The 25937-nt window shown below is 31.8% G+C and carries 24 protein-coding genes and 1 tRNA gene; 20 read left to right on the top strand and 5 right to left on the bottom strand.

From position 1 onward, the window contains the following. Positions 1-193: 193 nt before the first annotated feature. A tRNA-Trp gene (locus JK636_RS08255) sits at positions 194-267 on the bottom strand. Positions 268-409: 142 nt separating this feature from the next. Here JK636_RS08255 and JK636_RS08250 point away from each other — a divergent pair. The 3 genes from JK636_RS08250 to JK636_RS08240 all read left to right on the top strand — a co-directional run bounded on the left by JK636_RS08250 (position 410) and on the right by JK636_RS08240 (position 2167). Beyond that, a complete protein-coding gene (locus tag JK636_RS08250) occupies positions 410-619 on the top strand; it encodes a hypothetical protein (RefSeq protein ID WP_202748347.1) in 210 nt (69 codons plus the stop codon). 104 nt (positions 620-723) lie between these two features. Further along, positions 724-1050 carry a DUF4870 domain-containing protein gene (locus tag JK636_RS08245; protein ID WP_202748346.1) on the top strand — a complete coding sequence of 109 codons (327 nt, stop codon included), beginning with the start codon at positions 724-726 and terminating at the stop codon, positions 1048-1050. A gap of 136 nt (positions 1051-1186) precedes the next feature. Next, positions 1187-2167 (top strand): NAD(P)/FAD-dependent oxidoreductase, encoded by a 981-nt coding sequence (locus JK636_RS08240; RefSeq protein WP_202748345.1) that lies wholly within the window; start codon positions 1187-1189, stop codon positions 2165-2167. A 57-nt stretch (positions 2168-2224) separates the two neighbouring features. On the opposite strand, the gene JK636_RS08235 is transcribed toward JK636_RS08240, so the two are convergent. Next, positions 2225-2848, bottom strand: coding sequence for a RusA family crossover junction endodeoxyribonuclease (locus JK636_RS08235; RefSeq protein WP_202748344.1), 624 nt, complete (start codon positions 2846-2848; stop codon positions 2225-2227). Positions 2849-3111: 263 nt separating this feature from the next. Between JK636_RS08235 and tsaD the strand changes: the two genes are divergently transcribed. After that, complete coding sequence (tsaD, locus tag JK636_RS08230; protein ID WP_202748343.1) at positions 3112-4131, top strand: tRNA (adenosine(37)-N6)-threonylcarbamoyltransferase complex transferase subunit TsaD; 1020 nt, start codon at positions 3112-3114, stop codon at positions 4129-4131. 66 nt (positions 4132-4197) lie between these two features. On the opposite strand, the gene JK636_RS08225 is transcribed toward tsaD, so the two are convergent. Then, on the bottom strand, positions 4198-5331 hold the full coding sequence (locus JK636_RS08225) for an HD-GYP domain-containing protein (protein WP_202748342.1): 1134 nt from the start codon (positions 5329-5331) through the stop codon (positions 4198-4200). A gap of 274 nt (positions 5332-5605) precedes the next feature. Here JK636_RS08225 and asnB point away from each other — a divergent pair, with 274 nt between their 5' ends. Next, entirely contained in the window at positions 5606-7447 is a 1842-nt protein-coding gene (gene asnB / locus JK636_RS08220; protein ID WP_202748341.1) for an asparagine synthase (glutamine-hydrolyzing), read from the top strand. 106 nt (positions 7448-7553) lie between these two features. Further along, positions 7554-9311, top strand: a complete 1758-nt coding sequence (locus JK636_RS08215) for a MutS-related protein (protein ID WP_202748340.1) — start codon at positions 7554-7556, stop codon at positions 9309-9311. A 47-nt stretch (positions 9312-9358) separates the two neighbouring features. On the opposite strand, the gene lepB is transcribed toward JK636_RS08215, so the two are convergent. Next, positions 9359-9892, bottom strand: coding sequence for a signal peptidase I (gene lepB / locus JK636_RS08210; RefSeq protein WP_202748339.1), 534 nt, complete (start codon positions 9890-9892; stop codon positions 9359-9361). 211 nt (positions 9893-10103) lie between these two features. Between lepB and JK636_RS08205 the strand changes: the two genes are divergently transcribed. From JK636_RS08205 to JK636_RS08195, 3 genes are all read left to right on the top strand, one after another. Then, entirely contained in the window at positions 10104-11102 is a 999-nt protein-coding gene (locus JK636_RS08205; protein ID WP_202748338.1) for a phosphodiester glycosidase family protein, read from the top strand. Positions 11103-11242: 140 nt separating this feature from the next. Continuing rightward, positions 11243-12103: a zinc ribbon domain-containing protein gene (locus JK636_RS08200; RefSeq protein WP_202748337.1), complete on the top strand. Its 861-nt coding sequence runs from the start codon at positions 11243-11245 to the stop codon at positions 12101-12103. Positions 12104-12129: 26 nt separating this feature from the next. Then, entirely contained in the window at positions 12130-13383 is a 1254-nt protein-coding gene (locus tag JK636_RS08195) for a DUF5050 domain-containing protein (protein WP_202748336.1), read from the top strand. Between the two features lie 11 nt (positions 13384-13394). Here the strand turns inward: JK636_RS08195 and JK636_RS08190 are convergent, their stop codons facing one another. Next, positions 13395-14063 (bottom strand): hypothetical protein, encoded by a 669-nt coding sequence (locus JK636_RS08190; RefSeq protein ID WP_202748335.1) that lies wholly within the window; start codon positions 14061-14063, stop codon positions 13395-13397. Positions 14064-14349: 286 nt separating this feature from the next. Between JK636_RS08190 and JK636_RS08185 the strand changes: the two genes are divergently transcribed. The 11 genes from JK636_RS08185 to JK636_RS08135 all read left to right on the top strand — a co-directional run bounded on the left by JK636_RS08185 (position 14350) and on the right by JK636_RS08135 (position 25874). Next, entirely contained in the window at positions 14350-15162 is an 813-nt protein-coding gene (locus JK636_RS08185; protein ID WP_202748334.1) for a hypothetical protein, read from the top strand. Positions 15163-15182: 20 nt separating this feature from the next. Next, positions 15183-15965: a sugar phosphate isomerase/epimerase family protein gene (locus tag JK636_RS08180; protein ID WP_202748333.1), complete on the top strand. Its 783-nt coding sequence runs from the start codon at positions 15183-15185 to the stop codon at positions 15963-15965. A 141-nt stretch (positions 15966-16106) separates the two neighbouring features. Beyond that, the gene (tig, locus tag JK636_RS08175) at positions 16107-17399 is read left to right on the top strand and encodes a trigger factor (RefSeq protein WP_202748332.1); all 1293 of its coding nucleotides are present in this window, start codon (positions 16107-16109) and stop codon (positions 17397-17399) included. A 75-nt stretch (positions 17400-17474) separates the two neighbouring features. After that, positions 17475-18059 (top strand): ATP-dependent Clp endopeptidase proteolytic subunit ClpP, encoded by a 585-nt coding sequence (clpP, locus tag JK636_RS08170; protein WP_202748331.1) that lies wholly within the window; start codon positions 17475-17477, stop codon positions 18057-18059. A gap of 17 nt (positions 18060-18076) precedes the next feature. Then, positions 18077-19369, top strand: a complete 1293-nt coding sequence (gene clpX / locus JK636_RS08165) for an ATP-dependent Clp protease ATP-binding subunit ClpX (protein WP_202748330.1) — start codon at positions 18077-18079, stop codon at positions 19367-19369. Between the two features lie 177 nt (positions 19370-19546). Continuing rightward, positions 19547-21223 carry an ATP-dependent protease LonB gene (gene lonB, locus JK636_RS08160; RefSeq protein ID WP_202748329.1) on the top strand — a complete coding sequence of 559 codons (1677 nt, stop codon included), beginning with the start codon at positions 19547-19549 and terminating at the stop codon, positions 21221-21223. Between the two features lie 129 nt (positions 21224-21352). Next, positions 21353-23674 (top strand): endopeptidase La, encoded by a 2322-nt coding sequence (lon, locus tag JK636_RS08155; RefSeq protein WP_202748328.1) that lies wholly within the window; start codon positions 21353-21355, stop codon positions 23672-23674. A 1-nt stretch (position 23675) separates the two neighbouring features. After that, positions 23676-24251, top strand: coding sequence for a ribosome biogenesis GTP-binding protein YihA/YsxC (yihA, locus tag JK636_RS08150; RefSeq protein ID WP_202748327.1), 576 nt, complete (start codon positions 23676-23678; stop codon positions 24249-24251). 35 nt (positions 24252-24286) lie between these two features. After that, complete coding sequence (locus tag JK636_RS08145) at positions 24287-25033, top strand: CPBP family intramembrane glutamic endopeptidase (protein WP_202748326.1); 747 nt, start codon at positions 24287-24289, stop codon at positions 25031-25033. A 111-nt stretch (positions 25034-25144) separates the two neighbouring features. Beyond that, positions 25145-25498, top strand: coding sequence for a hypothetical protein (locus JK636_RS08140; protein WP_202748325.1), 354 nt, complete (start codon positions 25145-25147; stop codon positions 25496-25498). Between the two features lie 70 nt (positions 25499-25568). Further along, positions 25569-25874, top strand: coding sequence for a hypothetical protein (locus tag JK636_RS08135; RefSeq protein WP_202748324.1), 306 nt, complete (start codon positions 25569-25571; stop codon positions 25872-25874). The last annotated feature ends 63 nt before the right edge of the window (positions 25875-25937 follow it).

Raw genomic sequence — 25937 nt, 5'->3', positions numbered from 1 at the left:
CAGAAGTAAATGATAATGATTGTTAAATAATTGTTAGTATCATTTATCTGCTACAAAAAAATAAAGCATCCATTGACAGAAGATGCTTTAAATAGTTTAAAGTTAATTAATTATAGAAGAATATACACTAGAGTTTATTATAAATCATCAAAAAATAAAAAATCCGTAGAAATATACATTCTACGGATTTATATGGCAGGGGTACTAGGATTCGAACCTAGGTGAACAGTTTTGGAGACTGTCATCCTGCCGCTGGATGATACCCCTAAGACAAGATTTATTATATAATATGAAATTTAAAAAAGCAACACTTTTTCAAAATAAATTTTATAACTTTAGTATTAAGTGTAAAATATAATTGTGATACAATGTTAATATAAGTTTTTAAATTTTAGCTAAGGAGAATAGCATGGGTGAAAATAATAAATCAAATATATATTCAATAGTTCTACTTGTACTAGGGTTGTTATGCTTAATAGGTGCTGCTGTATTTATGATAATAAGCTATAGGAAAGCATCTTCTGTTAATGAACTTGTAATGCCTTTAATATATGCATTCATACCTTTTTTATTGGGATTCATTCTGTTTAAATTAGGCATAAAGAAAATTGAAAAATAATTGATAAGTTTAGTGGGGTTTCTTAACTTATTACCGTCTATATAAGTGAAACTATTAAATTGAGATAAATACTATAATCTATAGAATTTATAGGGGGTAAGAAAATGATAACTACTGAACAAAAATTATTGTCAGCTCTTTGCCACGGAGGAGTTTTTTTAGCTGCTCCTATACTAATTCCACTTGTAATAATGCTTATAAGCACAGATGATTATGTAAAAACTCAAGCAAAGGAAGCGCTAATGTTTCAAATATTATTAATTGTAGCAGGTGCAGTATCTGGAATATTAGTAATTTTATTAGTAGGTCTTATTGGTTTGGTGGTGGTCGGTATTGCAGCAGTTATTATGCCTATAGTGGCAATAGTAAATGTGGCAAATGGTAATGATTATTCCTATCCAATATCGGGAAAATGGGCAAGAGGTTTATAATCAACTGAGAAGAGTCAACTAGTTTGGCTCTTTTTACATGAATAAAAATATATGATGCAATAATTATATTGTGGTAAAATAATATTGTATTACAGATAATAATATTTGATATATTACCACTGAAAGGGGAGTATTAATGCTTTATTATGACATAATTATAGTAGGTGGAGGAGAATCTGGCATGTTAGCTGCTATGGCGGCTAAAAGAAATGGTGCTCAGAATATCTTAATAATTGAAAGAGAAGAGCAGCTTGGTGGAGCGCTTAATCAATTTATACATACTGGCTTTGGAATATATACTTTTGGCGAGAATTTTACTGGTTCTGAATATGCACAAAGATTAATTGATGAAGTAGATAGACTTAATATAAAAGTTAAATTAAAAAGTTTGGTAATAGAAATAAGCAAAGATAAAACAGTAACTGTTGTAAATGAAAAAGGTATCGATGAATATAAAACTGAGGCAATTGTCCTCGCAATGGGGTGCAGAGAAAAGCCTAGAGGTGCTGTTAATATTCCAGGAAGTAAGTGTGCAGGTATTTTTACTGTCGGAACAACACAAAAGTTTATTAACATAGAAGGTTATATGCCAGGGAAACAAGTGGTTATGGTTGGATCTTCAGATATTGGACTTCTAATGGCTAGGAACATGGTACTTGAGGGGGCTAATATTAAGGCGGTGTTAGAACCTATGTCCTATTCCGGCGGATCTGAGAGAAATATAGAGGAGTGTATAAAGGATTTTAATATACCTCTTAAACTAGGATATACCATAACAGATATTTTAGGGCATGATAGAGTAGAAGGAGTAGTTATTTCGAGGGTTGATAGTAATTTCATACCAATAGTTGATACTGAAGAACACATTCCTTGCGATACTCTTTTGTTGTCTGCCGGTTTGCTTCCTGAGAGTGAAATAGCATTAAAAACAGGTATTTTAGTATCCAGTGTAACAGGTGGTGTTATGGTAGATAGAAATCAGGAAACAAATGTAGAAGGAATTTTCGCTTGTGGTGATATATTATATGTACATGACATAGAGGAAGATATATCTTTAGAAAGTATATCTGCAGGAAATAATGCTGCAGGATTTGTATTAAATAAAGATAGCAGGTAATAAGGAACAGGGTTTAGGCTTTAATTTAAGAACTTAACCCCTGTTGTTTTTTTTATATCAAAAAAGTTTTTTAAAACAATTTTTGCAAATAATTAGCTTTCCTGCATTAGCAGATACTGAATTTTCTTTAGATATGGCTTTATTACAAATCTCGCATGTTAGATTATCATTATTTTTAGAAACTTTAGATGGCTTTTTTATCAAAGAAGTTTTTTTATTGCTTGGAGGTGCATACTCAATAGGTGTATCAGAAATTTCTTTTTTTGATATAGTGTAGCTCATAAAATAGCTGCTTTCAGCAAATAATTCAAGCTCAAATCTAGGATTCAAGGAATCATAAAATTCTTCTATTATAAGGCGTCTAACCTGTGCATCGTTAACTATAATACCACTTTTTTCGATTCCGTCAAAAATACTTTTTGTAATATTGTTTGTATCAGGGTGCCTTTTTTTACTCTTATAAAAAACTTTGAGAACTGCAATTAAGCTTTCTGAGAGTACAATATTTGGATTTTGGGATCTAGCCTCGTAGGCAATTTCTTCTTCATAAAGAGCATATCTGTCATGATACTTTCCAGAATTGTAAGGAAGAATGGCTCGCCCTTGAATATTAAAAAGCTTAAAGTTGGATTTCGATATCGGTGAACCTTTTACTACGACCTTTGCATAATTATTTAACATAAATTACTCCTTCTTATAGAATAAGAATATGTGCTTGCATTATTGATTATATCATAAGTTTCTGTGTATAATAAAGTCTAGTTAATAAATGTTTGAGGGAGAACAAAAAACGCAAAGAGACTTTAGAAGGTTCCATGCGAGCAGAAGCAAATGTGGTGGGTAGGCAGATTCAAACATAAGTCTTTGATGAAGCATATCCAGCAATTGGTTATCGAGAGAGAGATTTATACTATAAGTGTTTTCCACTATAAGGAGGAATAATAATGAAGGATATAAAAATACTTGCCATTGAGACAAGTTGTGACGAGACATCAGCGGCGATTGTTGTTAATGGAAGAGAAGTACTTTCAAATATAATAGCATCACAGATTGATATACATACAAAGTTTGGCGGAGTTGTTCCTGAGGTAGCTTCTAGAATGCACATAGAAGTTATAAGTGCTGTTGTTCAGGAGGCCTTGGACAAGGCAGAGTTAAAGCTAACGGATATAGATGCAGTAGGAGTGACTTATGGGCCAGGTTTGGTTGGAGCTCTTCTTGTAGGTATGCAGTATGCAAAATCTTTAGCATATTCTATAGGTAAACCTCTTATTGGGGTTAATCATATAGAAGGGCATATTTGTGCTAATTTTATTGAGCATAAGGATTTGAAGCCTCCATTTGTATGTCTTGTGGTTTCTGGAGGACATAGTTTTATTGTCTATATGAAGGCCTTTGGCGAGTTTGAAGTTATAGGGCAAACAAGAGATGATGCCGCTGGAGAAGCTTATGATAAGGTTGCCAGAGCTATTGGACTAGGATACCCTGGTGGACCTAAAATAGATAAGCTTTCTAAGGAAGGAAATGCTGATGCAATCAAATTTCCTAGAGCGAACTTTCATGATGATACTCTGGATTTTTCTTTTAGCGGACTTAAATCTGCGGTTTTAAATTATCTTAACAAAGCTGAGATGACGGGACAGCAAATAAACAGAGCAGATGTAGCTGCTTCGTTTCAAAAAGCCTTAGTTGATGTGCTGGTTGATAATGTTATAAAGACCTGTAAGATGAAAGAAGTTGATAAAATAGCTATAGCAGGTGGAGTTGCTTCAAATTCAACATTAAGAGCTACACTTATAAAAGAAGGACAAAAACATGGTATTAAGATTTTATTCCCAGCACCAGTGCTTTGTACAGATAATGCAGCAATGATAGGAAGTGCAGCCTACTTTGAGTATGTAAATGGAAGAACAGCAGATTTAACTTTAAATGCAGTTCCAAATCTTAAACTGGGTGAAAGATAATCTTATAGAAAGTAGATAAATATTAAGGACTGAGTTTTCACTCAGTCCTTAATATTTTTTGAAAGTCTATTTGCTGAAATCAGGAATATCATATTGAACTCCCTCAATTACAAGGCTTAAATCATCCATTAAATCTATACTAACATTCTTATGGGTGCCATCGATTGACTTAACAATTCGTATAATTGGTCTAAGAGGAAAATTGGGACGATTTTTTTCAATTACAGCTATATCTTCATTAGTAAGTACAACGAGTGTGCCTTCTGGATAGGGAACAACAGCTTTTGAAAACGCAAGAACCATATCATAATCGAAAAGCGTATCACCACTTGCCATGATATATTCAAGAGCTTCATTAGGACTAAGTGCTCTTCTATGAGGCCTGTCAGAAGTGAGAGCATCGTATACATCGGCTATAGCAACAATTTTTGCAAGCTTGTTTATTTCGTTTCCACGTCTACCTTCAGGATAACCTTTTCCATTAATACGTTCATGATGCTGGAGCGCTATAATTCTTGCCGGGGCAGAAATATCAGGACTGCCTTTTAAGTAATCGTAGCCCTTTTGAGAATGTTCCATAACTATGGCGAATTCCCTCTCAGTAAGCTTATCATACTTTAAAATAATTTCCTTAGGAATAAAAACTTTTCCTATATCATGCATTAAAGCTCCCATACATAAAGAATAAAGCTCATACTTATTTAGTTGCAGCTGAATGCCTATTATTAGCGATAATACAGCTACATTTACACTGTGCTGATAAGTATAACTGTCCATATTTTTTATATCTACAACATTAATTAAAACATTTTTTTGGGATAGTAATTCATCTAGAATAGTGTCTGCTATATCACCTATGGATTGAAAGTATTTTTGTTTCTCCTTTATAAAATCACTTTCTTTTCCTGAATTAAAACTCCTTGTTGAACTGTATAAATTATATTTTTCAAAGCTTACAAAAGTGTCTTTAATGGTTTGTACAGCCTTTTGTCTTAACTCTGGTTTTATAACATCTTCAATAATATTATCGCTATATTCATCATTTATGTAAACTGAGAAAACCTTTATTAGCTTTATTCTTCGTATAAATAGTTCATTAAGCATAACGCCTTCTCTTAGCAATACTCTTCCATCATTATCATAAATTGTTTTTGCCAAATAGGCTCCTTCTCTAACGCATTCAATTGGAACAAGTCTCATAGTTTATGCCTCCAAATTGATCTTGGGAGTTGTAATAACAAATTAGTTTATTAATGCACTGACTATATTAAATTCTACAATGAATCAAATAATCCTTCTGATTTTCAAGCTTATTTGTAAAATATGCAAAAAAGGTAGGTCAAAAATATTAAATTTCGATTGTATGAAATTTACATTAAGTTTATGTTAAGTGCTAAAAATGAGGCACAGGTCAATAAAGGCTTCATAAAATGATAATGAATAATATGAAATTTGAATTTCAGGAGATGATCTTATGTGTGGTATAGCAGGGTGGATTAACCTTGAAAGACAGCTTACGAATGAAAAGTATATAATGGAAAACATGATTAAAACATTAGCAAAGAGAGGTCCCGATGATGGAAATGTTTATAGCGCAAAGCACGCTTTGCTGGGACATAGAAGACTAGTGGTAGTGGACCCATCAGGTGGAGCTCAGCCTATGACAAAAACATTAGGTAAAAATGTATATACTATAGTATATAATGGTGAATTATATAATACAGAGGAAGTCAGGGATAAGCTTAAGGCTCTAGGACTTCATTTTAAATCTTATTCAGATACGGAAGTTCTTTTAACGGCATATATAGCATGGGGAACTGACTGTGTAAAATATGTTAATGGAATTTATGCTTTTGGTATTTGGGATGAAAATAGGAATAGTTTATTTCTAGCTAGGGATCCCCTTGGCGTTAAGCCTCTATTTTATACTAAAAAAGATAATTCTCTAATTTTTGCTTCTGAAATTAAGACTTTATTGACTCATCCAGAAATAGAGCCTATTTTAGATAGAGACGGATTACTTGAAATGTTTTCTTTAGGACCAGCTCGTTCTTTAGGCAGCGGAATATTTAAAGGTATTAAAGAAATACCTCCAGCTCATTGTATGGTTTATAATTCGGCGGGAATAAATATGTGGGAATACTGGAAGCTCGAAAGCAGGCCTCATAATGAAAGCATTGAGCAAACAGTAGAGCATACAAGAAGTCTTCTAATTGATGCTGTTGAAAGGCAGCTAGGAGCAGATGTGCCCGTTTGTACTTTTTTATCTGGAGGACTTGATTCAAGTGCTATATCTTCTATAGCCTCAAATTATTTTAAAAGAAATAACGTTGATGTTTTAAATACCTATTCCATTGATTATGTTGATAATGATAAATATTTTAAGGCAAGCGAGTTTCAACCAAATTCAGACGGAACTTATATACAAATGATGAGTAAGTATATTGGCAGCAGACATCACAATATATTAGTAAGTAATGAAGCTGTGGCTGCTGCCCTAAATGAAGCTGTACTTGCAAATGATTTGCCTGGAATGGCAGATATAGATTCATCTCTGTATCTATTTTGCAGGGAAGTAAGAAAAGATGCTGTAGTTGCCTTATCAGGCGAATGTGCTGATGAAATATTTGGTGGATATCCTTGGTTTAGAAGAGAGGAAGATATAAATGCTCATAATTTTCCTTGGTCCAGATATGTCAACACAAGGAAGGATATACTTTCAAAGGAGTTTAAGTCTCTTCCTCTAGAAGAGTTTTCCAAGGCTAAATATGAAGAATCAATTAAGAAGGTTGAAAGGCTTGAAGGAGAATCTGATAGAGAATACAGGATGAGAGAAATGTTCTATTTAAATATAAAGTGGTTTATGATAACACTTTTAAATAGAAAAGACAGAATGAGTATGTCAAACAGCTTAGAGGTTAGAGTTCCTTTTGCAGATCATAGAATTGTAGAATATGCTTATAATATTCCTTGGGAAATAAAATACTGTGATAATATTGAAAAAGGCCTATTAAGAAGAGCGTTAAAAGACATACTGCCCAATGAGGTTTTATATAGGAGAAAGAGTCCTTATCCTAAAACGCATAGTCCTGAATATTTAAGAGTTGTGCAAAATTGGATGAGAGAAATACTTGATAACAAAAATTCACCTATACTAAATCTAATTGATAAGGAAAAGGTAAACGAAATAATTGCTACAGGAGGAAAATCCTTTGAAAAACCATGGTATGGACAGCTTATGACCGGGCCTCAGCTGCTTGCATATTTAATTCAAATTAATTTATGGCTTGAAAAATATAAAGTAAGAATACAGTAATTCTATCAGGCAGTCTTTATGACTGCCTTTTTATTGCAAAGTTAATCATATTAGTATATAGTTATTGTATGTAAATTTTAGGTAATATAATTTAAGGGGTAATACTATGGATAAAAATCAGGTTTTATTGACAAAAGAAAAAAATATGAAAATTTTTATGTGGGGTTTTATTGGTTTATCTGCATTTACAGCCTACTTTTCATATATCATGGGTGAACAATTGGGAAAGCAGTACTATTATGGTTTCATTTTGATAATTCCATTCTTATTTATGTCATTTTACTTCAGAGGCAGAATGCTTAAATACAGAGCTTTATATCATATAAAAAGCAGCTGGGGGAAGAAAGAAGATAGGAAGAGAAATTTTAAAGATATTAAGAAGTTATATGAATACTTATGTGTTGAAAAATCAAATGAATTTTTTATAGACAATCAAACTTTTGAAGATTTTACCTTGGACAAAGTCTTTGAAGTGCTTGACAGGACTCTTTCTACTCCAGGAGAGCAGATCCTTTATAGGATGCTAAGAAATCCTATATTCGATGAAGACATCTTAATAAGAAGAAAGCAAATAATAAATTTCTTTCAAAACAACAAAGATTTAAGGGACAAAGTACAAACAGAATTATATTGGATGGGAAGACAGCGTAAAAATACAATAACAGAATTTTTATGGGGAAAGCTGCCCCCTAAGAGCAACTTGAAATACCTTTTCAATCTAATGGCTATAATTCCAGTTATTCTTATAATTCTCATACCTTTCTACGGCGGTGTTTTTGGATTTTACTTAGTATTTGTACTTATAATAAATATGTTTATCCACAATAAGTTTAGAGATCAAATAAGCTGTCATGTAGACTCTATGACTTATCTAGGCAGTTTAGTTAATACTGCAAAAAAACTTGGTACTATTGACGATAACCTTCCAAGCTATTATAAAGATATATTTCTAGATAACACTAAAAATATTAAGTCTAGTAAAAGTGCTGCAATAGTAGCCTCTGTTGAAGGCGGAGACGTTATAGTCGAATATTTAAACATACTATTTTTAACTAAAGAAAGAAAGTTTTATTCAGTTATTGATGAGCTTACCAAATTTAGAGATGAACTTAGAAAAGTATACATTGCTCTAGGAGAACTTGATGCATTAATATCAATTGCTTCCTATAGAACAGGTCTTACTTATTATTGCGAACCTGTACTTAATAAGAAAGAGAGAAACATGGATATTATTAATATGTATCACCCTTTGATTGATAATCCTGTGGCTAACTCTATAAAGATAGAAAACGGTGGAATTGTGCTGACTGGTTCAAATATGTCAGGTAAGTCAACTTTTTTACGAACTCTTGGAATAAATGTTTTGTTCGCACAGACTATATGTACATGTCTTTCAGAAAGTTATACAGGAAGTTATTTTAAAATATTATCCTCTATAAGTCCTAGCGATAATTTACTGGTAGGTAAAAGTTATTATTTAGGGGAAGCAGAAGCGGTACTTAGAATAATAAAGGCCTGCAATGAAGAACTGCCATGTCTATGTATAATTGATGAGATATTTAGAGGAACAAACCCTATAGAGAGAATTAGTGCCTCAGCTGAAATACTAGATTATCTTATTAAGCATAATTCTTTACCAATAGTTGCAACGCATGATTTGGAACTGACTGAAATAGTAGACAGCAGATACGAATGCTACTATTTTACTGAAGATGTAGATGATGAAGGATTAAAATTTGATTATTTAATAAGAAAAGGGGTATCTCCAACAAGAAATGCTATAAAACTTCTTAAGTATTTAGGGTACCCTGAAGAAGTAATTAACAACACAAATAAAAGGGTAGATATATTATTCAATAAATAAAACATGGAGCTTATGTAATTTTTTATGCATAAGCTCCATGTTTTATACTAAAATAACTTAAATGTGTTGAAAGGATAAACCCTAACTACTACATGCCCTTTTAAAGCTTTAGTACTAATAGGCCCTAACATTCTGCTGTCAACGCTGTTGCCCCTGTTATCACCAAGTACAAATACATAACCTTCAGGAACTTTATACTTTCCACTCTGAGTTAAAAAAGGGCCTGGATTTGTTACTGTATTTTTGTCCAAATAACTTTCTTTAAGTTCTGTTCCATTTAAATAGACCTTTCCATCTTTAATTTCTATTTCATCACCTGCTACTGCAATTACCCTTTTAACATATATATCTTTATTTAAGCTTCCCGAATCGAATATAACTATCTGACCATGTTTAAAGCTGTGAGTCAAAAGACTTATCTTTTCAACAAACAATACATCCTTATCATTTAAAGTTGAGTACATAGATTTTCCTTCTACATCAGCCCTTGCAAAAACATAGGTTCTGAAGGTAACCGCTATAATAATTGCTGCAATTATTGATATACCATATTCTCTTATAATATTTTTCTTTTTACCCATTTTGTTCTCCTTTACTTATAGTCAAAACATTGAATATATTATATAGTTTATTATTATTTAATCTATGTGTCAAATTATGTTATTTTATTAAAATAAATTTATATAGATAGCTTACCTGAAAAATGATATTATTTATGTATGATTTGTTTGACCAAGAGCATATATTAAAATGGAAAACTACTAGTATGGGGGGATTTGTATTAAAAGGCTATTGAAAATATTAAAAAACTTGGTTATATTTATTTGCATTCAGCTTGTTGTAGTATTTACTTTTGACTTGGTTATGGTTTATTACGGTCCCTTTACTAATATTAGAGATATGATTGTAACTACTGCAATGACCACCTTTAGCCATCAGTATATTGCTAAAGCATTTTTAAGCGATAAAACTATAAGTGAAATAATGGATAAAAATAAAATTGATGATAAAAATAAATATTCAAATGAAGAGGCAATTCAAGTATCTGCTGCTCAAGAAGAAGAGGGTAGTTCGCAGGATGAAAAAACAACTAATACAAAGGAAGTTAAAGATACTGTAGAACTTAAAAATGTAAGTACGGAAAAATACAAAGCTTATATGTTAATCGTAAGCAATCCAAAGAGAATCAGCGTTGTTACTTCTGACAAACTTGGCAAGATAGGAATGAAGCTATCTGAAATGACAGAATACTATAATGCAATAGGAGGTATAAATGCCGGTGGCTTTGCTGATGAAGGGGGACGTGGTTCTGGTGGTACACCAACCGGTTTTGTTATACAAGATGGCAAAGTTGTGTTTGGAAAAGAGAATGAGAGACTTGGGTTAATTGGATTTAATCAAGATTCTGTTTTGGTATTAGGCCAATATACACTCAAGGAAGCAAGAGATAAAAAGATAAGAGATGCGGTTTCCTTTGGACCTTTTTTAATTGTAAATGGAGAACCTACAATAAAATCTGGAAATGGAGGCTGGGGAATACAACCAAGAACAGTTATAGGCCAGAAAAAAGATGGTACTGTTCTTATGCTTGTGGTAGATGGAAGAAGAGTCGACAGTGTTGGGGCAACTTTAAAGGAAGTTCAGGATGTTATGCTTGAGTATGGAGCGTATAATGCTGCTAATTTAGATGGTGGATCATCTACTACAATGATATATAAGCATAAATTAGTAAATAAGCCAAGTACGCCTGCAGGACAGAGATTTCTTCCTTCAGCCTTTATAATTAAATAACAAATTTAGAGTTGGATTTCCAACTCTTTTTAGTTTTTTGGAGGAATTAATCAATAATTGTAGAATACATAATTAATTGAATTCATGTTAAATAATAGAAAATGATCTTTTTAATTATTCATTATTTTGAGAGGTGCAATATGTATACATGCCGTAAGTGCAATAAAACTTTAGAAGATACCGATAGGTACTGTTATAATTGCGGTGCTTATATAGGAGAACCAATTAATTTAGAAGATAACTGGGAAACGATAAGTTACATTTCTGATGTTATAGAGGATAAAGTACAAAATCAGATACAAGAGGAAGTTACAGTTGAAGAAAACAATATAAATGATTTATCCATGATTGACGGAACTGATAACCAATATGGAACTCATAAGAAAGAAAGTTATACCTTGAAGGATATTATACTACTTATAAAGTCTCCTGTACTTGAAGGTCATAAACTTATAGACATAGTTGCTTCTAATTTATTATTATTCACAGCGTTTATTTACATATTTTTAACTTTATTAATATCATGTATAGTGAAATTTACTTTACCAATTCCAAATGATCTGCTAAAAATAATTTTTCCAATCGAACTGGTTAATAAGGATTTCTATAATCGAATCAATATACCATCGGCATTTGGGATGACATTTACATACTCATTATTTGGTATAATTTTAGTTTCGACTATTTTGTTCTTAATCATGAGTATAATTTTGAAAATACTAAAAATTTCTGTTGATTCAGTAAAGCTTTGGAGTTCTCTGGCTTTACCTTGCTTATACTACGCACTATTTTTATTTTTATTTTTTATAGTAGGTTTTATAAGTAGTATGGCGGCAAATGTTTTACTTTGTATAGGAATTATCTATTATATTATAAGTTTATATAATTATCTTGGACGTATAATTACGGGTAATAAGGCAGCAATCTTTACGGCAGCTGCTATAGTGCTGGATTATGCTGTAACATATATTTATATATTCTTATATTTATCTATTAGGTAAAAACAAACGAGGGGGTGATTAGTCATATGTTTAGATGTAAAGAATGCGGCAATGAAGTCTTTAAAGAAGATATATATTGCAGAAGTTGCGGGAAACAGATAGATTTTAATAGCCTAATTAATGTTGAAGCTGAAGATACTAAAAAGGAAAAGCTGGTTATAGAGGGAAAACCTAAGAGAAAAGCTTTTAAGGCTATAAATAAAGATAGATTGAAAATAATAAAGAAATTTAAGATAGAGTTTAAGAATAATGAACTAATTATTTGTATCTTAATAATTTTACTTTTTGCAGCAGGATATTTTATTAATAAAAATATTTACAATGACAATATAAGTACAGGGAAAGTTGTAGACTATTCCTTCTTTGCTAAAAGTGGTCAAGAATTGTACTTTCCTTTTAGTACTACTAATAATGAACACGAAATAAAAGGTGGTATATACAAAATTACCGATAATAGTGCTAAGGCTATAAAAATAAGCGATGATATTGCTGGAATGTTAAAAATAAAAGGGGATTGGATATACTTTGTTAACTATAAGGATGAATTCAAAATTTATAAAATGAAAAAAGATGGAACTCAAAAAAACAAACTATCAGATATTGGAGTTCAAATGATGACAATGCAAGGTAACCATATATATTTTTTAGCTTCTAGTGATGAAAACAAACTCTATAAAATGAATCTGGATGGAAGTAAAAAACAAAGACTTGAAGATAGAATAAATAGATATTTTTTGACAGGAAATAAAATCTATTACACTAAAGCAGATAAATTAGGAACATTATTTAGTATGAACTTCGATGGAAGCTTGAAGAAAGAAGTTTGCAAGCTTAACGGAAGAATAGTATATGCAAATGACAATTTTATTTATTTTACAGAGCCAAGTCTTCAGCAAGTTCGAGAAAATAAGGATGAACCTATTGATAGTCTTTCTATTTATGGTAATGGAAATTTATATAAAATAAGAATTGATGGTCAAGATAAAAAGCTTATTATTGATGAAAATGTTGAGCAAATATTTTTTAGTAATAAAAATATTTACTATAATACAAATTCAGTATCATCAGGATCAGCAGTAACATCAACAGTATTTCATTCCTACAAAGTAGATTTGAAAGGAAAAAATAAAGTAGATCTTAAATTTGATGGACCGATTATAAGTATTATAGATAACTGGATGTATTATGTTAATTTTGCTAATAATGAAAGTAAGCTTTTCAGAACTAATTTAGGAAATAATAGAACCGAGACTATTGAAAGTGATATATTTGGGCAATAAGAAAAGCTCCCTTATTTAGAGCTTTTCTTAACAATTTCGTGAATAAATAAAGAGTCTCTATTGTCTCCTGGTTTATTGATATATTCAAAATCCTGATTAGCCCCTGAAGCAAATGCTGAAAGCCAGCTAAATCTTAATTTATACAATTTATCTATGTCAGCACCTGCTTCCTTCCAATAATTGCGATGAAGACATTCTGTAGTTTTCCATACTAATTTATCATCGCTGTTTTCAATTATGAAATTTACTCTATCGCAAGGCATACCCTCAAGCATATAGTCATTAATTGCCTGATAAATATCTGAAGGTGTCTTTACTACAGCATTATTTCTTGCTTTTTCTCCGCATTCTCTTCCTTGATTCGTATATTCTTCTAGAGCTATCTTAAAGGCCTCACCTCTATGTCTTCTAAATACTTCAGCTAATATGTATGCAAGCCTTGTTTCTGTTTTTCCTATAGTTGTATTAAGCCACTGGTGAATATTAGTTAGGTCAATTTGATCTTCCAAAGGTTTATTTCTTAAAGGTTCTCCGTAATACTTAACGGAGTTATTAACTATTTCATCAATTTCTGTTCCATACTTATTTTTATATAGTTCTATTAATCTTTTTTCAAGCTCCTCATGGATACTTATTTTATTAAACAGCCAGTGATGAATAGGACCTAAAAATGCACTCATTAAAATCACACTCCAATAAATTTATTTTAAATATTATATATATTATTGCATTTAATTATATATTTCTATGATCTAAGTCACATTATACTGTTAAAATTTAATTAATTTTGAATTATAGGTTGAAAATATACTATGAAATTACTTAAAATATTTAAGAGGAAGAAAATATTATTATGCAAAATTTAATTTATATAAATAATTTTATTATTTTAGTTTCTGTTGAGGTATAATAAATAATGGAATACTATTAAATTCAGCTTATTAAAACTTAAGGAGGGGTTTTAGAATGGTAAAGCCGAGCATATTCAGTAGAGAATATGAAAAAAGAATGAAAAGAAGAAAGAAAGCAGTTGCAGCAGTTATTGTGGTAATAATAGCTTCTTTAGGCATTTTCCTTGCAAGTGGAAGCTTGAAAGATACATTAAAAAACAAAAGTGTAGGTCTTACAGGTTTTATTAAAAAAACAAATAAAAATGAATTAGAAACAGATAAGAAAATTGTTAAAGAAGAAGATAAAAAACAAAATGATAATCAAAATAATTCAGAAGCCGCTCCAAAGCCTGTTGAGGAGAAGGGGTATGAAGTTAATTTAAGTGATGGTACAAAGATTAAAGCAATTTATGAAAATAAAGACGGATCTAACAAATTTAAGTACGTAACACCTCTTGATGCAAAAATTAACTTTAGTGTGAATCCATCAGGCAATGCAATAGTTATACTAGATACTAAAGCTCAAAGCTTAATATATATCGATATAAATGGACAACAGCAGGATATAACTAACAAGAGCTATAAATCGAATACTAAAGAAGGAGTGCTTGAAAAGATACCTCAATATGTATGGTGTACTTCTCCAAAATTTATTGATGAAAACAATATAGCATATCTTTCACAGCTTCCATATATATCAAGCAAAGTAACAAAAAAGTTTTTATGGGTTACAAATATAGAAGATAAAAGACATATAAACAAATATAGTATCAGCGGAGAGAATATTAAATTTGGAAATATTGAAGATAAAGGTTTAGAAGTAACTCTTGATGATAGTTCAGTAGTTTATATTAAAATGAAAGGCAGTTCTATAAGCGTATCAGAATAAGAGAATTAAAGGAGAATTATATGAAGATTGGACTTTCCTCAGCGAGTTTTTATCCTGAGGTAAATACTGAAGACAGTATAAAACTCATGACTGATATAGGGTTTAACAGTGGTGAAATATTCTTAAATACTCCTAGTGAATATGAGGAAGATTTTATATATAAATTACTAGAAGAAAAAAGCAAGTATAATTTTAATATATCCTCTATTCATTGCTGCTCTTCCCAATATGAACCGTTTATTTTTGACAAATATAAGAGAAGAAGAGAAGATATGCTTGTTTATTATAAGAAGCTTTGTAAGGCAGCAAAGCTCTTAGGAGCTTCATGTTATACTTTTCATGGAATGAGATTTGCGGATATTAATACTATAGATAGAAAATTTATAATTGAGGTTTATGATGAGTTGTCATATATAAGCTTAGAACAGGGAATTAAGCTGGCCCAGGAAAATGTTTCATGGTGCATATCCAGCAATTTGGAGTTTATAAAGCTACTAAATGAAGAATGTAAATATCCTGTTTATTATACTTTAGATATTAAACAAGCTTATAAAGCCTCTATAGAGCCTGAAAAATACATAGAGGCTATGGGAAAAAATATTATAAATTTTCATGTTAACGATAGAGACAAAGAACATATATGTCTTCTGCCCGGCAAAGGCGAAGTTGATTATGAAAAAATTATTTCACTGCTTAATAGTATGGAATATGATGGAATGGCTATAATAGAGGTGTATAGGGAAAATTATACATATTATAACGAAATCTGTGAGTCAAAGGATTTTTTGTTAAAGCTTCTTTAATTAAATATTACTTGTAAACTTTAGTCTGTTTGGTATATAATTATTAATACGAGAAAAATAATCAATTATGTTTGAAAATTTACAGGTTGATATGCTATAATATTGTGGTTAATACGCATGAACCTGAGGAGGAATAGTATAATGAACGTTAAAATGGAAAAAATAGAACAGAATATTGTTAAACTTGAAGTAACTGTTGAGGTTGAAAAGTTTAATGAAGCATTAAAGAAATCTTATGCTAAAAATTCGAAGAAATTCAATCTTCCTGGATTTAGAAAGGGTAAAGCTCCAATAAATATGATTAAAAGATATTATGGAGAAGGTGTTTTCTTTGAAGATGCTATAAATTTCTGTTGTGATGATACATATCCAGAAGCAATAAAGGAAAACAATTTAAGACCAGTTGATTATCCTAAAATTGATATAGTTCAAATTGGAGAAAATCAACAATTTATATACACCGCTGAAGTTACACTATATCCAGAAGTAGAACTTGGAGAATACAAAGGTGTAGAAGTTAAAAAAGTTGAGTATAATGTATCAGACGAAGAAGTTGAAGCACAATTAAAGTCATTACAAGAGAAAAATGCAAGAGTTGAATCCAAGACAGAAGGAACAGTTGAAAAAGGTAACATAGCAGTAATTGATTTTAAAGGCTTTGTTGATGGAATTGCTTTTGAAGGCGGAGAAGGAAAAGATTATTCTCTTGAAATAGGTTCAGGAACATTTATAGATACTTTTGAAGACCAATTAGTTGGAATGCAAATAGGAGAAAATAAGAATGTAAATGTTAATTTCCCAGAGCAGTATGGAAGAGAAGAGTTAAACGGAAAGCCTGCAGTTTTTGAAGTTACAGTTAAGGAAATTAAAGTTAAAGAGCTTCCAGCAATCGATGATGAATTTGCTCAAGAAGTTTCAGAATTTGACACTTTAGAAGAGTTGAAAGCTGATACAAGAAAGAAAATGCAAGAAGCAAATGATACAAGAGCAAAGAGAGAATATGAAGAAGCTGTTATAGATGCTGTATGCGAGAATGCTAAAGCAGAGATACCAGAAGTTATGGTAAACAAAGAAATAGATAATATGGTAAAAGATCTCGAAATGAGATTAAAATATCAAGGACTTGATCTTCAAACATACTATGAATACACAAACAGCAGTGAAGAAAAAGTTAGAGAATTCATGAAAGAAAGTGCTGAAAAGAGAGTAAAGACAGAATTAGTTCTTGATAAAATTTCAAAGCTTGAAAATGTTGAAGCAACAGAAGAAGAGCTAAAAGAAAAAGCTTTGGAACTAGCTAAGCAGTATGGAGAAAAAGAAATAGAAAAGACTGCTGAGTTACTTCTTCAAGTTCAAAAAGACTATATAAAATTAGATATTGTTAACGAAAAAGTAATAAAATTATTAGTAGATAGCAGCAAAGCTACAGCATAATATAAAAGGGTAATTAGTTGCCAGATTTAATTCTGGCAATTAATTTTATAAATAATGCAAATAGGAGGAGATTTTATGAGTTTAGTTCCAGTAGTAGTTGAACAGACTAATAGGGGAGAAAGATCTTACGATATTTATTCTAGATTATTAAAGGACAGAATAATATTACTTAGTGAAGAGGTAAATGATGTTACCGCTAGTTTAGTAGTTGCTCAGCTTTTATTTTTAGAAGGTGAAGATCCAGATAAGGACATATATCTATACATAAACAGTCCAGGAGGATCTATTACATCAGGTATGGCAATTTATGATACTATGCAGTATATTAAACCAGATGTTTCTACAATTTGTATAGGAATGGCTGCTTCAATGGGAGCATTTTTATTAGCAGCTGGCGCAAAGGGAAAGAGATATGCGCTTCCAAACAGTGAAATCATGATACATCAGCCATTAGGTGGCTTCCAAGGTCAGGCTACTGATATAGGTATACATGCAGATAGAATTCTTAAGATAAAGAAGAACTTAAATACAATTCTTTCAGAGAGAACTGGTCAGCCATTAGAAAAGGTTGAAAAAGACACAGAACGTGACAATTTTATGACTGCAGAAGAAGCAATGAAGTATGGCTTAATTGACGAGGTTATAACTAAGAAGAAATAACCCAGCGAGGTGTAATGATGGCAAAAAATGAAGAAAAAAAACAATTAAAGTGTTCTTTTTGCGGTAAGAATCAAGATCAAGTTAGAAGACTTATTGCTGGTCCTGGAGTTTATATATGTGACGAGTGCATCGAACTGTGTTCAGAAATAATCACTGATGAGTTTGATGAAAATATTCAGGTTGATACTGGTTCGCTGCCAAAACCTATGGAGATAAAAACTTATCTTGATCAATATGTTGTAGGTCAGGATGATGCAAAAAAAGCACTTGCAGTAGCTGTATACAATCATTATAAGAGAATAAATTCAAATAATGATTTTGAAGATGTAGAATTACAAAAGAGTAATATTTTACTGCTTGGTCCAACAGGATCTGGTAAGACATTACTTGCCCAGACTTTAGCTAAGCTTTTGAATGTACCTTTTGCTATTGCAGATGCTACAACACTTACAGAAGCTGGTTATGTTGGTGAAGATGTTGAAAATATTCTTTTAAAGCTTATTCAAAATGCAGATTATGATATTGAGAGAGCTGAAAAAGGTATCATATATATAGATGAGATTGATAAAATAGCTAGGAAGTCTGAGAATCCATCCATAACTAGAGATGTTTCTGGTGAAGGAGTTCAGCAAGCACTATTAAAGATTCTTGAAGGGACAGTTGCTTCTGTACCTCCTCAAGGCGGAAGAAAGCATCCACACCAAGAGTTTATACAAATAAATACTACTAACATACTATTTATTTGCGGTGGAGCTTTTGATGGTGTTGAGAAACTAATTGAAAGAAGAACCAGACAAAGTGCTTTAGGCTTTGGTGCAGAAATACAGTCTAAAAAAGAAAAAGATATAGGAAAACTTCTTAAGGATATAATGCCTGGAGATTTATTAAAGTTTGGATTAATTCCTGAGTTTGTAGGCAGACTGCCTATTGTTGTAACCTTAGAAGCTCTTGATAAGAATGCTCTTATGAGTATTCTAACAGAACCAAAAAATGCTCTGGTTAAACAATATAAGAGACTTTTAGAGATGGATAACGTTGAGCTTGAATTTAATGAAGAGGCTTTGCTAGCCATTGCAGATGAGGCTATTAAGAGAAATACTGGTGCAAGAGGGCTTAGAGCCATAATTGAAGACATAATGAGAGATATAATGTTTGATATACCTACTAAGGAAGAAATCTCCAAGGTGGTTGTCAACGAAGCTACTGTTAAAGATAAAAAACCAGAACTTATATTAGCTGAAGATGGAAAAAGAACTCCAATTAAAATAGCTAAAAAAGGTAGAAACAAAAAAGGAATTGAATCAGCATAAGAGCAGAGAAATCTGCTCTTTTTTACTTTCTTCCAATTCAATAATAAAATAAATTTTAATGGAATATATTGCTTGAAAGATGTAAATAATACAGAAGGATAAATTTACTAATAAGGTGATTTGGAAGGGAGGTTTCTAGTTTAATACATTTATATAGGTATTAGGCTGGGTAAAATTATGACAAATTTTTTGATTTTCATTGAACTTTTAGTTACGGTTATTATGGGGTTGTATTTTTTTAATGCTTTAAAAGGTCAGACCTCAACTAAAGTAGTAATTGATAAAGAAAATAAAAAAGAAATGGATAAGCTAAAAAGTTTACGTAGCATAAAGCTAACAGAACCGCTTACAGAAAAGAGCAGACCAACAGACTTTGAGCAGGTTATTGGGCAGGAGAAAGGAATTAAAGCTCTGCAAGCAGCTCTTTGCGGTCCAAATCCGCAGCATGTTATTATTTATGGACCTCCAGGTATAGGTAAAACAGCAGCTGCAAGGCTTGTATTAGAGGATGCTAAAAAAAGAGCTAATTCTCCATTTAAAACTAATGCAAAGTTTGTTGAGATTGATGCAACTACTGTCAGGTTTGATGATAGAGGAATAGCAGACCCTTTAATAGGCTCTGTACATGATCCTATTTATCAGGGAGCAGGACCTCTAGGAATAGCAGGGGTGCCTCAGCCAAAACCAGGTGCTGTTACTAAAGCTCATGGAGGAGTTCTATTTATTGATGAAATAGGAGAACTTCATCCTATAGAAATGAATAAACTTTTAAAGGTATTAGAAGATAGAAAAGTATTTTTAGATAGTGCTTACTACAATGCTGAAGATAATAACATGCCTCTTTATATTAAAGATATATTTGATAATGGGCTTCCAGCAGACTTTAGGCTTATTGGTGCCACAACAAGAAGCCCTGAGGAAATAGTTCCAGCATTAAGGTCTAGGTGTGTTGAAATATTTTTCAGAGGATTACTCCCAGAAGAAATTAAAAAGATAGCTAAGAACTGCTTAGATAAGCTTGAATTGAAAATAGAAGAAAAAGCGTTAGAACTTGTAGGAAAATATGCTACTAATGGAAGAGAAGCTGTAAACTTAATTCAGCTTGCCTGCGGTATATCAACAAATGACAACAGAACTGAAATAACTGTTGATGACGTTGAATGGGTTATTGAGAATGGACAATATTCTCCTAGACCAGATAATAAAGTAAATGATAAACCACAAATTGGTTTTGTTAATGGCTTGGCCGTATATGGCGCAAATATGGGTGCTGTGATGGAAATTGAAGCTAGTGCTCAAAAAAGCAAACTTAGAAAAGGACATCTCAAAATAACGGGTATAGTTGAAGAGGAAGAGATAACCAGTTTCAATAGAAAGATGGTTAGAAAAAGTATGGCAAGATGTTCTGTTGAAAATGTTATTACTGTATTAGAGAACGTATATAATCTAAATTGTGATAAATATGATATACATGTCAATTTTCCAGGAGGATCACCAGTAGATGGACCATCTGCAGGAATCAGTATAACTACAGCTATATATAGTGCTATAATGGGACTATTAATAGATAATGAAGTAGCAATGACCGGAGAAATATCTCTTTACGGAAACGTTAAGCCCATTGGCGGCGTAAATGCAAAAATCTCAGCTGCAGTTAAAGCTGGAGCAAAAAAAATAATTATACCGAAGGATAATTGGCAGGACAGCTTTGCTAATATTGAGGAAGCAAAGGTCATACCTGTAAATCATATAGACGAAGTATTAAAAGAGGCATTATTAAAAGAAGAAACAAACAATGGTACAGTTACAATCGATACCAGCAGCAGTATTTTGTCTGCTAAATCTCTTAGTTAAAAATATAAAACAAAAATAATTTATAATAATTGAAAATAAACTATTTTATGGTTATAATATATTAAGTCTAGCCAAGTATTCTTAGAGGATACTTGGCTGTAAAATATTATTTAAAGTGAGGGGAGAAAAATGGAACAAGACAATAAAAATCTTCCTCTAATTCCCTTAAGAGGGATTACAATATTTCCTTACATGGTAATGCACTTTGATGTAGGCAGAGAAAAATCTATTCTTGCATTAGAAGAGGCTATGTTAAATGAACAGGAAATCTTTTTAGTTTCTCAAAAGGATGCAAAAATTGAGGAACCTAAGGTAGAAGAGATATATTCAATTGGTACAATCTGTACTATAAAACAGATTTTAAAACTTCCTGGTAATACTGTACGCGTTCTTGTAGAGGGTATATCTAGGGCGAGAATAATTAAATATATTCAAGACGAACCTTTCTATAGAGGGGAAGTTGAGCCTTTAGTTGAGGTAGAGTACAGCAGCGATAAAAAGTGTGAAGCTTTAATGCGTAAAGCTAAAGATATTTTTGATGAGTATATAAATATGTCAGGCAATATGACTTCAGAACTTCTTATCTCAATGGATGATTTAGAAAGTCCGGGAAGGCTTGCTGATATTATAAGTTCATATTTGATGCTTAAAGGTGATAAAAAGCAGGAACTTTTAGAAGCTTATGATGCAGAGGAAAGACTTGAAAAACTTATTTATATTTTGAATAATGAACTTGATATTTTAAAAATCGAGAGAAAAATAGGAGTCAAAGTAAAGAAGAATATAGATAAGGTTCAAAGAGAATATTATCTTCGCGAGCAGTTGAAAGCTATTCAAGAAGAATTAGGTGAAGATGATGAGGATAAAAAAGAAATAAATAAATATAAGAATAAAATTAATAAAGCTAAGCTTCCCAAATCTGTAAAAGAGAAGGCTCTATATGAGTTAGACAGACTAAAAAACAGCGGTTCCTATTCTGCTGAGGGCGGAGTTATAAGAACTTATTTAGATTGGATGCTAGAACTTCCATGGAATGCAGAAACAGATGATAATTTAGATGTGAAGCGTGCAAGAGAAGTTCTTGAAAAAGAGCATTATGGTTTAGAAGATGTAAAAGATAGAATTATTGAATACCTAGCTGTAAGGAAGATGAGTAATTCCTTAAAAGGACCTATATTATGCCTAGTAGGACCTCCAGGCGTAGGGAAAACCTCTATAGCTCGTTCTATAGCTAATGCTTTAAATAGAAATTTTGTTAGAATGTCTTTAGGCGGAGTTAGAGACGAAGCTGAAATAAGAGGTCACAGAAAAACTTATGTAGGTGCAATACCTGGCAGAGTAATATACGGAATGAAGCAGGCAAAAACCAGGAACCCATTATTCCTTCTTGATGAAATTGATAAAATGAGCAATGATTTTAGAGGTGATCCTGCAGATGCTCTTCTAGAGGTTCTTGATGCAGAGCAGAATAGTACTTTTAGAGATCATTACCTTGAATTGGATTTTGATTTATCAAAGGTACTGTTTATAACTACAGCAAATAGTCTGGATACTATACCAAGACCTTTACTTGACAGGATGGAAGTTATAGAAGTATCAGGATATACCTATGAAGAAAAGTTTCATATTGCTAAAAATCATTTAATACCAAAGCAGTTAAAAGAGCATAACATTGAAGAACAATCTATAACCTTTGCTGACAGTGCGATTTATAATGTTATTGAAAATTACACAAGAGAATCAGGAGTAAGATCTTTAGAAAGAAAGCTTGCTGCTGTTATTAGAAAAACAATAGCTGAAATGGTGGAAAAAGACAAGAAGTCTATTAATATAACCACAAATCATATAAAGAAATATTTAGGGCCAGTTATATACACTTACGATAAAACAGATAAGGAAGATAAGCTTGGAGTAGTAATGGGGATGGCTTGGACGGGTTATGGAGGAGATACATTGCCTGTGGAAGTTACTGTTATGCCTGGAAATGGAAAGCTTGAGCTTACAGGGCAGCTTGGTGATGTTATGAAAGAATCGGCAAGGGCTGGTTTTAGTTATGTAAGAGCTAATGCTTCAAAATATGGCATATCGCCTGATTTTTATAAAGATAAAGATATTCATATTCACGCTCCTGAAGGAGCTGTTCCTAAGGATGGTCCATCTGCTGGAGTAACTATGATTACTGCTATGATATCAGTTTTAAGCAATAAAAAGGTAAGACATAATGTGGCTATGACTGGTGAAATTACATTAACAGGAAGAGTACTTCCAATAGGAGGATTAAAGGAAAAGTCTCTTGCAGCGTTTAGAGCTGGAATTGATACGGTTATTATTCCTAAGGACAATGAGAAGGACATGCTAAAAATTCCAAAGAGTATTAAAAGCAAACTTAAATTTATATTAGCTGACAAAATAGATGATGTGCTGACAAATGCACTAATAAGTGAGGAATAAAATGGAGATAAAACAATCAGAGTTTATAACTTCTGCTGTAAGTCCAAATCAATATCCAAAGGATGAGAGGATGGAATTTGCCTTTGTAGGGCGCTCAAATGTTGGGAAATCCTCGATTATTAATAGTCTTACAAATAGAAAAAGTTTAGCAAAGGTTAGTTCTACCCCAGGTAAAACAAGACTTATAAACTTCTTTCTTATAAATAATACGTTCTATTTAGTTGATTTGCCAGGTTATGGTTATGCTAAGGTTTCAAAAACAGAAAGACAAAGCTGGGGAAAAATAATAGAACCTTATTTATTTAAAAGGCCTCAACTTAAAAGAATTGTGCTATTAGTAGACAGCAGGCATAAACCAACCGAGGACGACATATTGATGTATAAGTGGATAAAACATTATGGATATGAAGTTATAGTCGTTGCAACAAAAAAAGATAAACTCAAAAAAAGTGAAATATCTAAAAATGAAAAACTTATTAGAGATACATTGGAACTTTCCAAAGATGAAAAAATAATGTTTTTCTCTTCATTATCTAAAGAAGGTAAAGAAGAACTGCTGGATGTATTATTCATATAGCATAATGTAATATTGATTTTGGGGAAGGGGCTAACATGACTAAAAGCTTACAGAATATTTTAGTATTTATATTCTTATATATACCTCCGCTGCTTTTCTTTTTAAAATATTCATTAAGGAGAAATATAAATAAAATATTGCTTTTTATAATAAGTGTATTATATATTATCCTTGCAGTATACACGCAAAATATTTTGCCATTTATATTAGTTTTAATTAATATCAGATATATAAGAGTAAATGACACATATGGCATTTATAATAGTAATGATAGTTACTATACAGATTTAAGCAAAGATTACTACAGATATAATTTTAGTCTTAAAAGTTTTAATATATTCAAGGGGCTAAAATATGCAGCAGAATCTTATGGTTTAACCATAGCTGTGAATATTATTGTTGCTTTGATTATATCTCTTAGTAAATCAAACCTTAAGGAACAAGAAATAGTCAGGCAATTAATGGATACTTCTATAAATAAATTTGTATATATGATACCTGTAATGGTTATATTTGCACCCATAGTAGAGGAATTTACTTTTAGGTGGCTTTTATTTGAAAAGATATTTAAACCGCGAATAGGGATTTGCTTTTCTGCCATACTTTCAAGTATTCTATTTTCAATGGTGCATTTTAATATCAGAGTTTTTCCAGTACTTATAACTATAGGACTCATTAACTGTTATCTTATAGAGAAAAAGGGATATTGGTATGCAGTATTCAATCACTTGATTTTTAATACAGTATCTACTGTTGCTATGCTAATGCAAAAAATAAGTTAAGCTTAAAATTAATAAGCTTAGCTTATTTTTTTTGTGTCAAAAAGTAATTATGAGAATAGTATATAGTAGAAAACAAAAGAAAGATGAATCTTCTGGAAGGGAGGAAGTAGTATGGGCAGTGCACTAAACGAAATAGCAGTTACAAGGCAAATTGATGCCGTAGGTATAGGTGGAAGACGAAACAACAATATTTGGATATGGGTACTAGTCATTATCGTTATCTTCTGCCTAAATGGCAACAATGGCTTCTTTGGTAACTGGGGAGGTGGATGTGATAGCCGTAGAAAGCACCATCATCACCATCATCATCACCATCATGACGATGGTAATACTAATATATTCTTTGGTGAAAATTGGTGGTTCATACTAATCATATTCGCTATATTTTTCCTATTCAATGACGGCATAGGAGGGGCAAACACTAATATTATCAATGTCGATACAGATGATCCAAATGCATGTTAATTAGCTAAAGATGGAAAATAAATAGCCTGGGCTTAAGGAAAGCCCTTAATGAAAAAGGAGGATATATTTTATGAGTAAAAAAAGTTATTGCTGCAAACAAGAGAATAACTGCTGTGAAAACAAAGGTACATTTTTAGGATTAGGAAACTGCTGCTGTGATTTTCCAACCCTTATTATATTGATACTGATTATACTTCAGTTCAATAGAAAAGGCGGTTATGGTGTGGTTTCACCAGTTGTAACTGGCGGAGATGAGTGCGGAGCACCTGCACCAATAGCACCAACATTCTTGGGTGGATATGGTTCAATTGACAACAGTATCCTGTTCATAATTGCATTGTTTTTCCTTTCCTGCTGCAACCCTTGCAGAAGATAGATTAAGCTTGGAGGGCTCACTGCAGCCCTCTTTAACATAAGTCTAAAAGAACTTGCTACTTTT

It is taken from the genome of Clostridium rhizosphaerae (assembly GCF_016765585.1).
Taxonomy (GTDB): domain Bacteria; phylum Bacillota; class Clostridia; order Clostridiales; family Clostridiaceae; genus Clostridium_AT; species Clostridium_AT rhizosphaerae.
Note: the sequence above shows the minus strand (reverse complement) of the source record. Positions and strands in the feature narration are given on the sequence as shown.

Excerpts from the sequence above, each read along its gene's own strand:
- JK636_RS08215 (WP_202748340.1), top strand. The coding sequence starts at position 7,554 with ATGGATAAAAATCAGGTTTTATTGACAAAAGAAAAAAATATGAAAATT.
- JK636_RS08140 (WP_202748325.1), top strand. The coding sequence starts at position 25,145 with ATGGGCAGTGCACTAAACGAAATAGCAGTTACAAGGCAAATTGATGCC.
- JK636_RS08240 (WP_202748345.1), top strand. The coding sequence starts at position 1,187 with ATGCTTTATTATGACATAATTATAGTAGGTGGAGGAGAATCTGGCATG.
- JK636_RS08185 (WP_202748334.1), top strand. The coding sequence starts at position 14,350 with ATGGTAAAGCCGAGCATATTCAGTAGAGAATATGAAAAAAGAATGAAA.
- JK636_RS08200 (WP_202748337.1), top strand. The coding sequence starts at position 11,243 with ATGTATACATGCCGTAAGTGCAATAAAACTTTAGAAGATACCGATAGG.
- JK636_RS08235 (WP_202748344.1), bottom strand. The coding sequence starts at position 2,848 with ATGTTAAATAATTATGCAAAGGTCGTAGTAAAAGGTTCACCGATATCG.
- lonB (WP_202748329.1), top strand. The coding sequence starts at position 19,547 with ATGACAAATTTTTTGATTTTCATTGAACTTTTAGTTACGGTTATTATG.
- asnB (WP_202748341.1), top strand. The coding sequence starts at position 5,606 with ATGTGTGGTATAGCAGGGTGGATTAACCTTGAAAGACAGCTTACGAAT.
- lon (WP_202748328.1), top strand. The coding sequence starts at position 21,353 with ATGGAACAAGACAATAAAAATCTTCCTCTAATTCCCTTAAGAGGGATT.
- clpP (WP_202748331.1), top strand. The coding sequence starts at position 17,475 with ATGAGTTTAGTTCCAGTAGTAGTTGAACAGACTAATAGGGGAGAAAGA.
- lepB (WP_202748339.1), bottom strand. The coding sequence starts at position 9,892 with ATGGGTAAAAAGAAAAATATTATAAGAGAATATGGTATATCAATAATT.
- JK636_RS08180 (WP_202748333.1), top strand. The coding sequence starts at position 15,183 with ATGAAGATTGGACTTTCCTCAGCGAGTTTTTATCCTGAGGTAAATACT.
- JK636_RS08245 (WP_202748346.1), top strand. The coding sequence starts at position 724 with ATGATAACTACTGAACAAAAATTATTGTCAGCTCTTTGCCACGGAGGA.
- yihA (WP_202748327.1), top strand. The coding sequence starts at position 23,676 with ATGGAGATAAAACAATCAGAGTTTATAACTTCTGCTGTAAGTCCAAAT.
- JK636_RS08195 (WP_202748336.1), top strand. The coding sequence starts at position 12,130 with ATGTTTAGATGTAAAGAATGCGGCAATGAAGTCTTTAAAGAAGATATA.
- JK636_RS08190 (WP_202748335.1), bottom strand. The coding sequence starts at position 14,063 with ATGAGTGCATTTTTAGGTCCTATTCATCACTGGCTGTTTAATAAAATA.
- tig (WP_202748332.1), top strand. The coding sequence starts at position 16,107 with ATGAACGTTAAAATGGAAAAAATAGAACAGAATATTGTTAAACTTGAA.
- JK636_RS08225 (WP_202748342.1), bottom strand. The coding sequence starts at position 5,331 with ATGAGACTTGTTCCAATTGAATGCGTTAGAGAAGGAGCCTATTTGGCA.
- JK636_RS08135 (WP_202748324.1), top strand. The coding sequence starts at position 25,569 with ATGAGTAAAAAAAGTTATTGCTGCAAACAAGAGAATAACTGCTGTGAA.
- clpX (WP_202748330.1), top strand. The coding sequence starts at position 18,077 with ATGGCAAAAAATGAAGAAAAAAAACAATTAAAGTGTTCTTTTTGCGGT.
- JK636_RS08145 (WP_202748326.1), top strand. The coding sequence starts at position 24,287 with ATGACTAAAAGCTTACAGAATATTTTAGTATTTATATTCTTATATATA.
- tsaD (WP_202748343.1), top strand. The coding sequence starts at position 3,112 with ATGAAGGATATAAAAATACTTGCCATTGAGACAAGTTGTGACGAGACA.
- JK636_RS08250 (WP_202748347.1), top strand. The coding sequence starts at position 410 with ATGGGTGAAAATAATAAATCAAATATATATTCAATAGTTCTACTTGTA.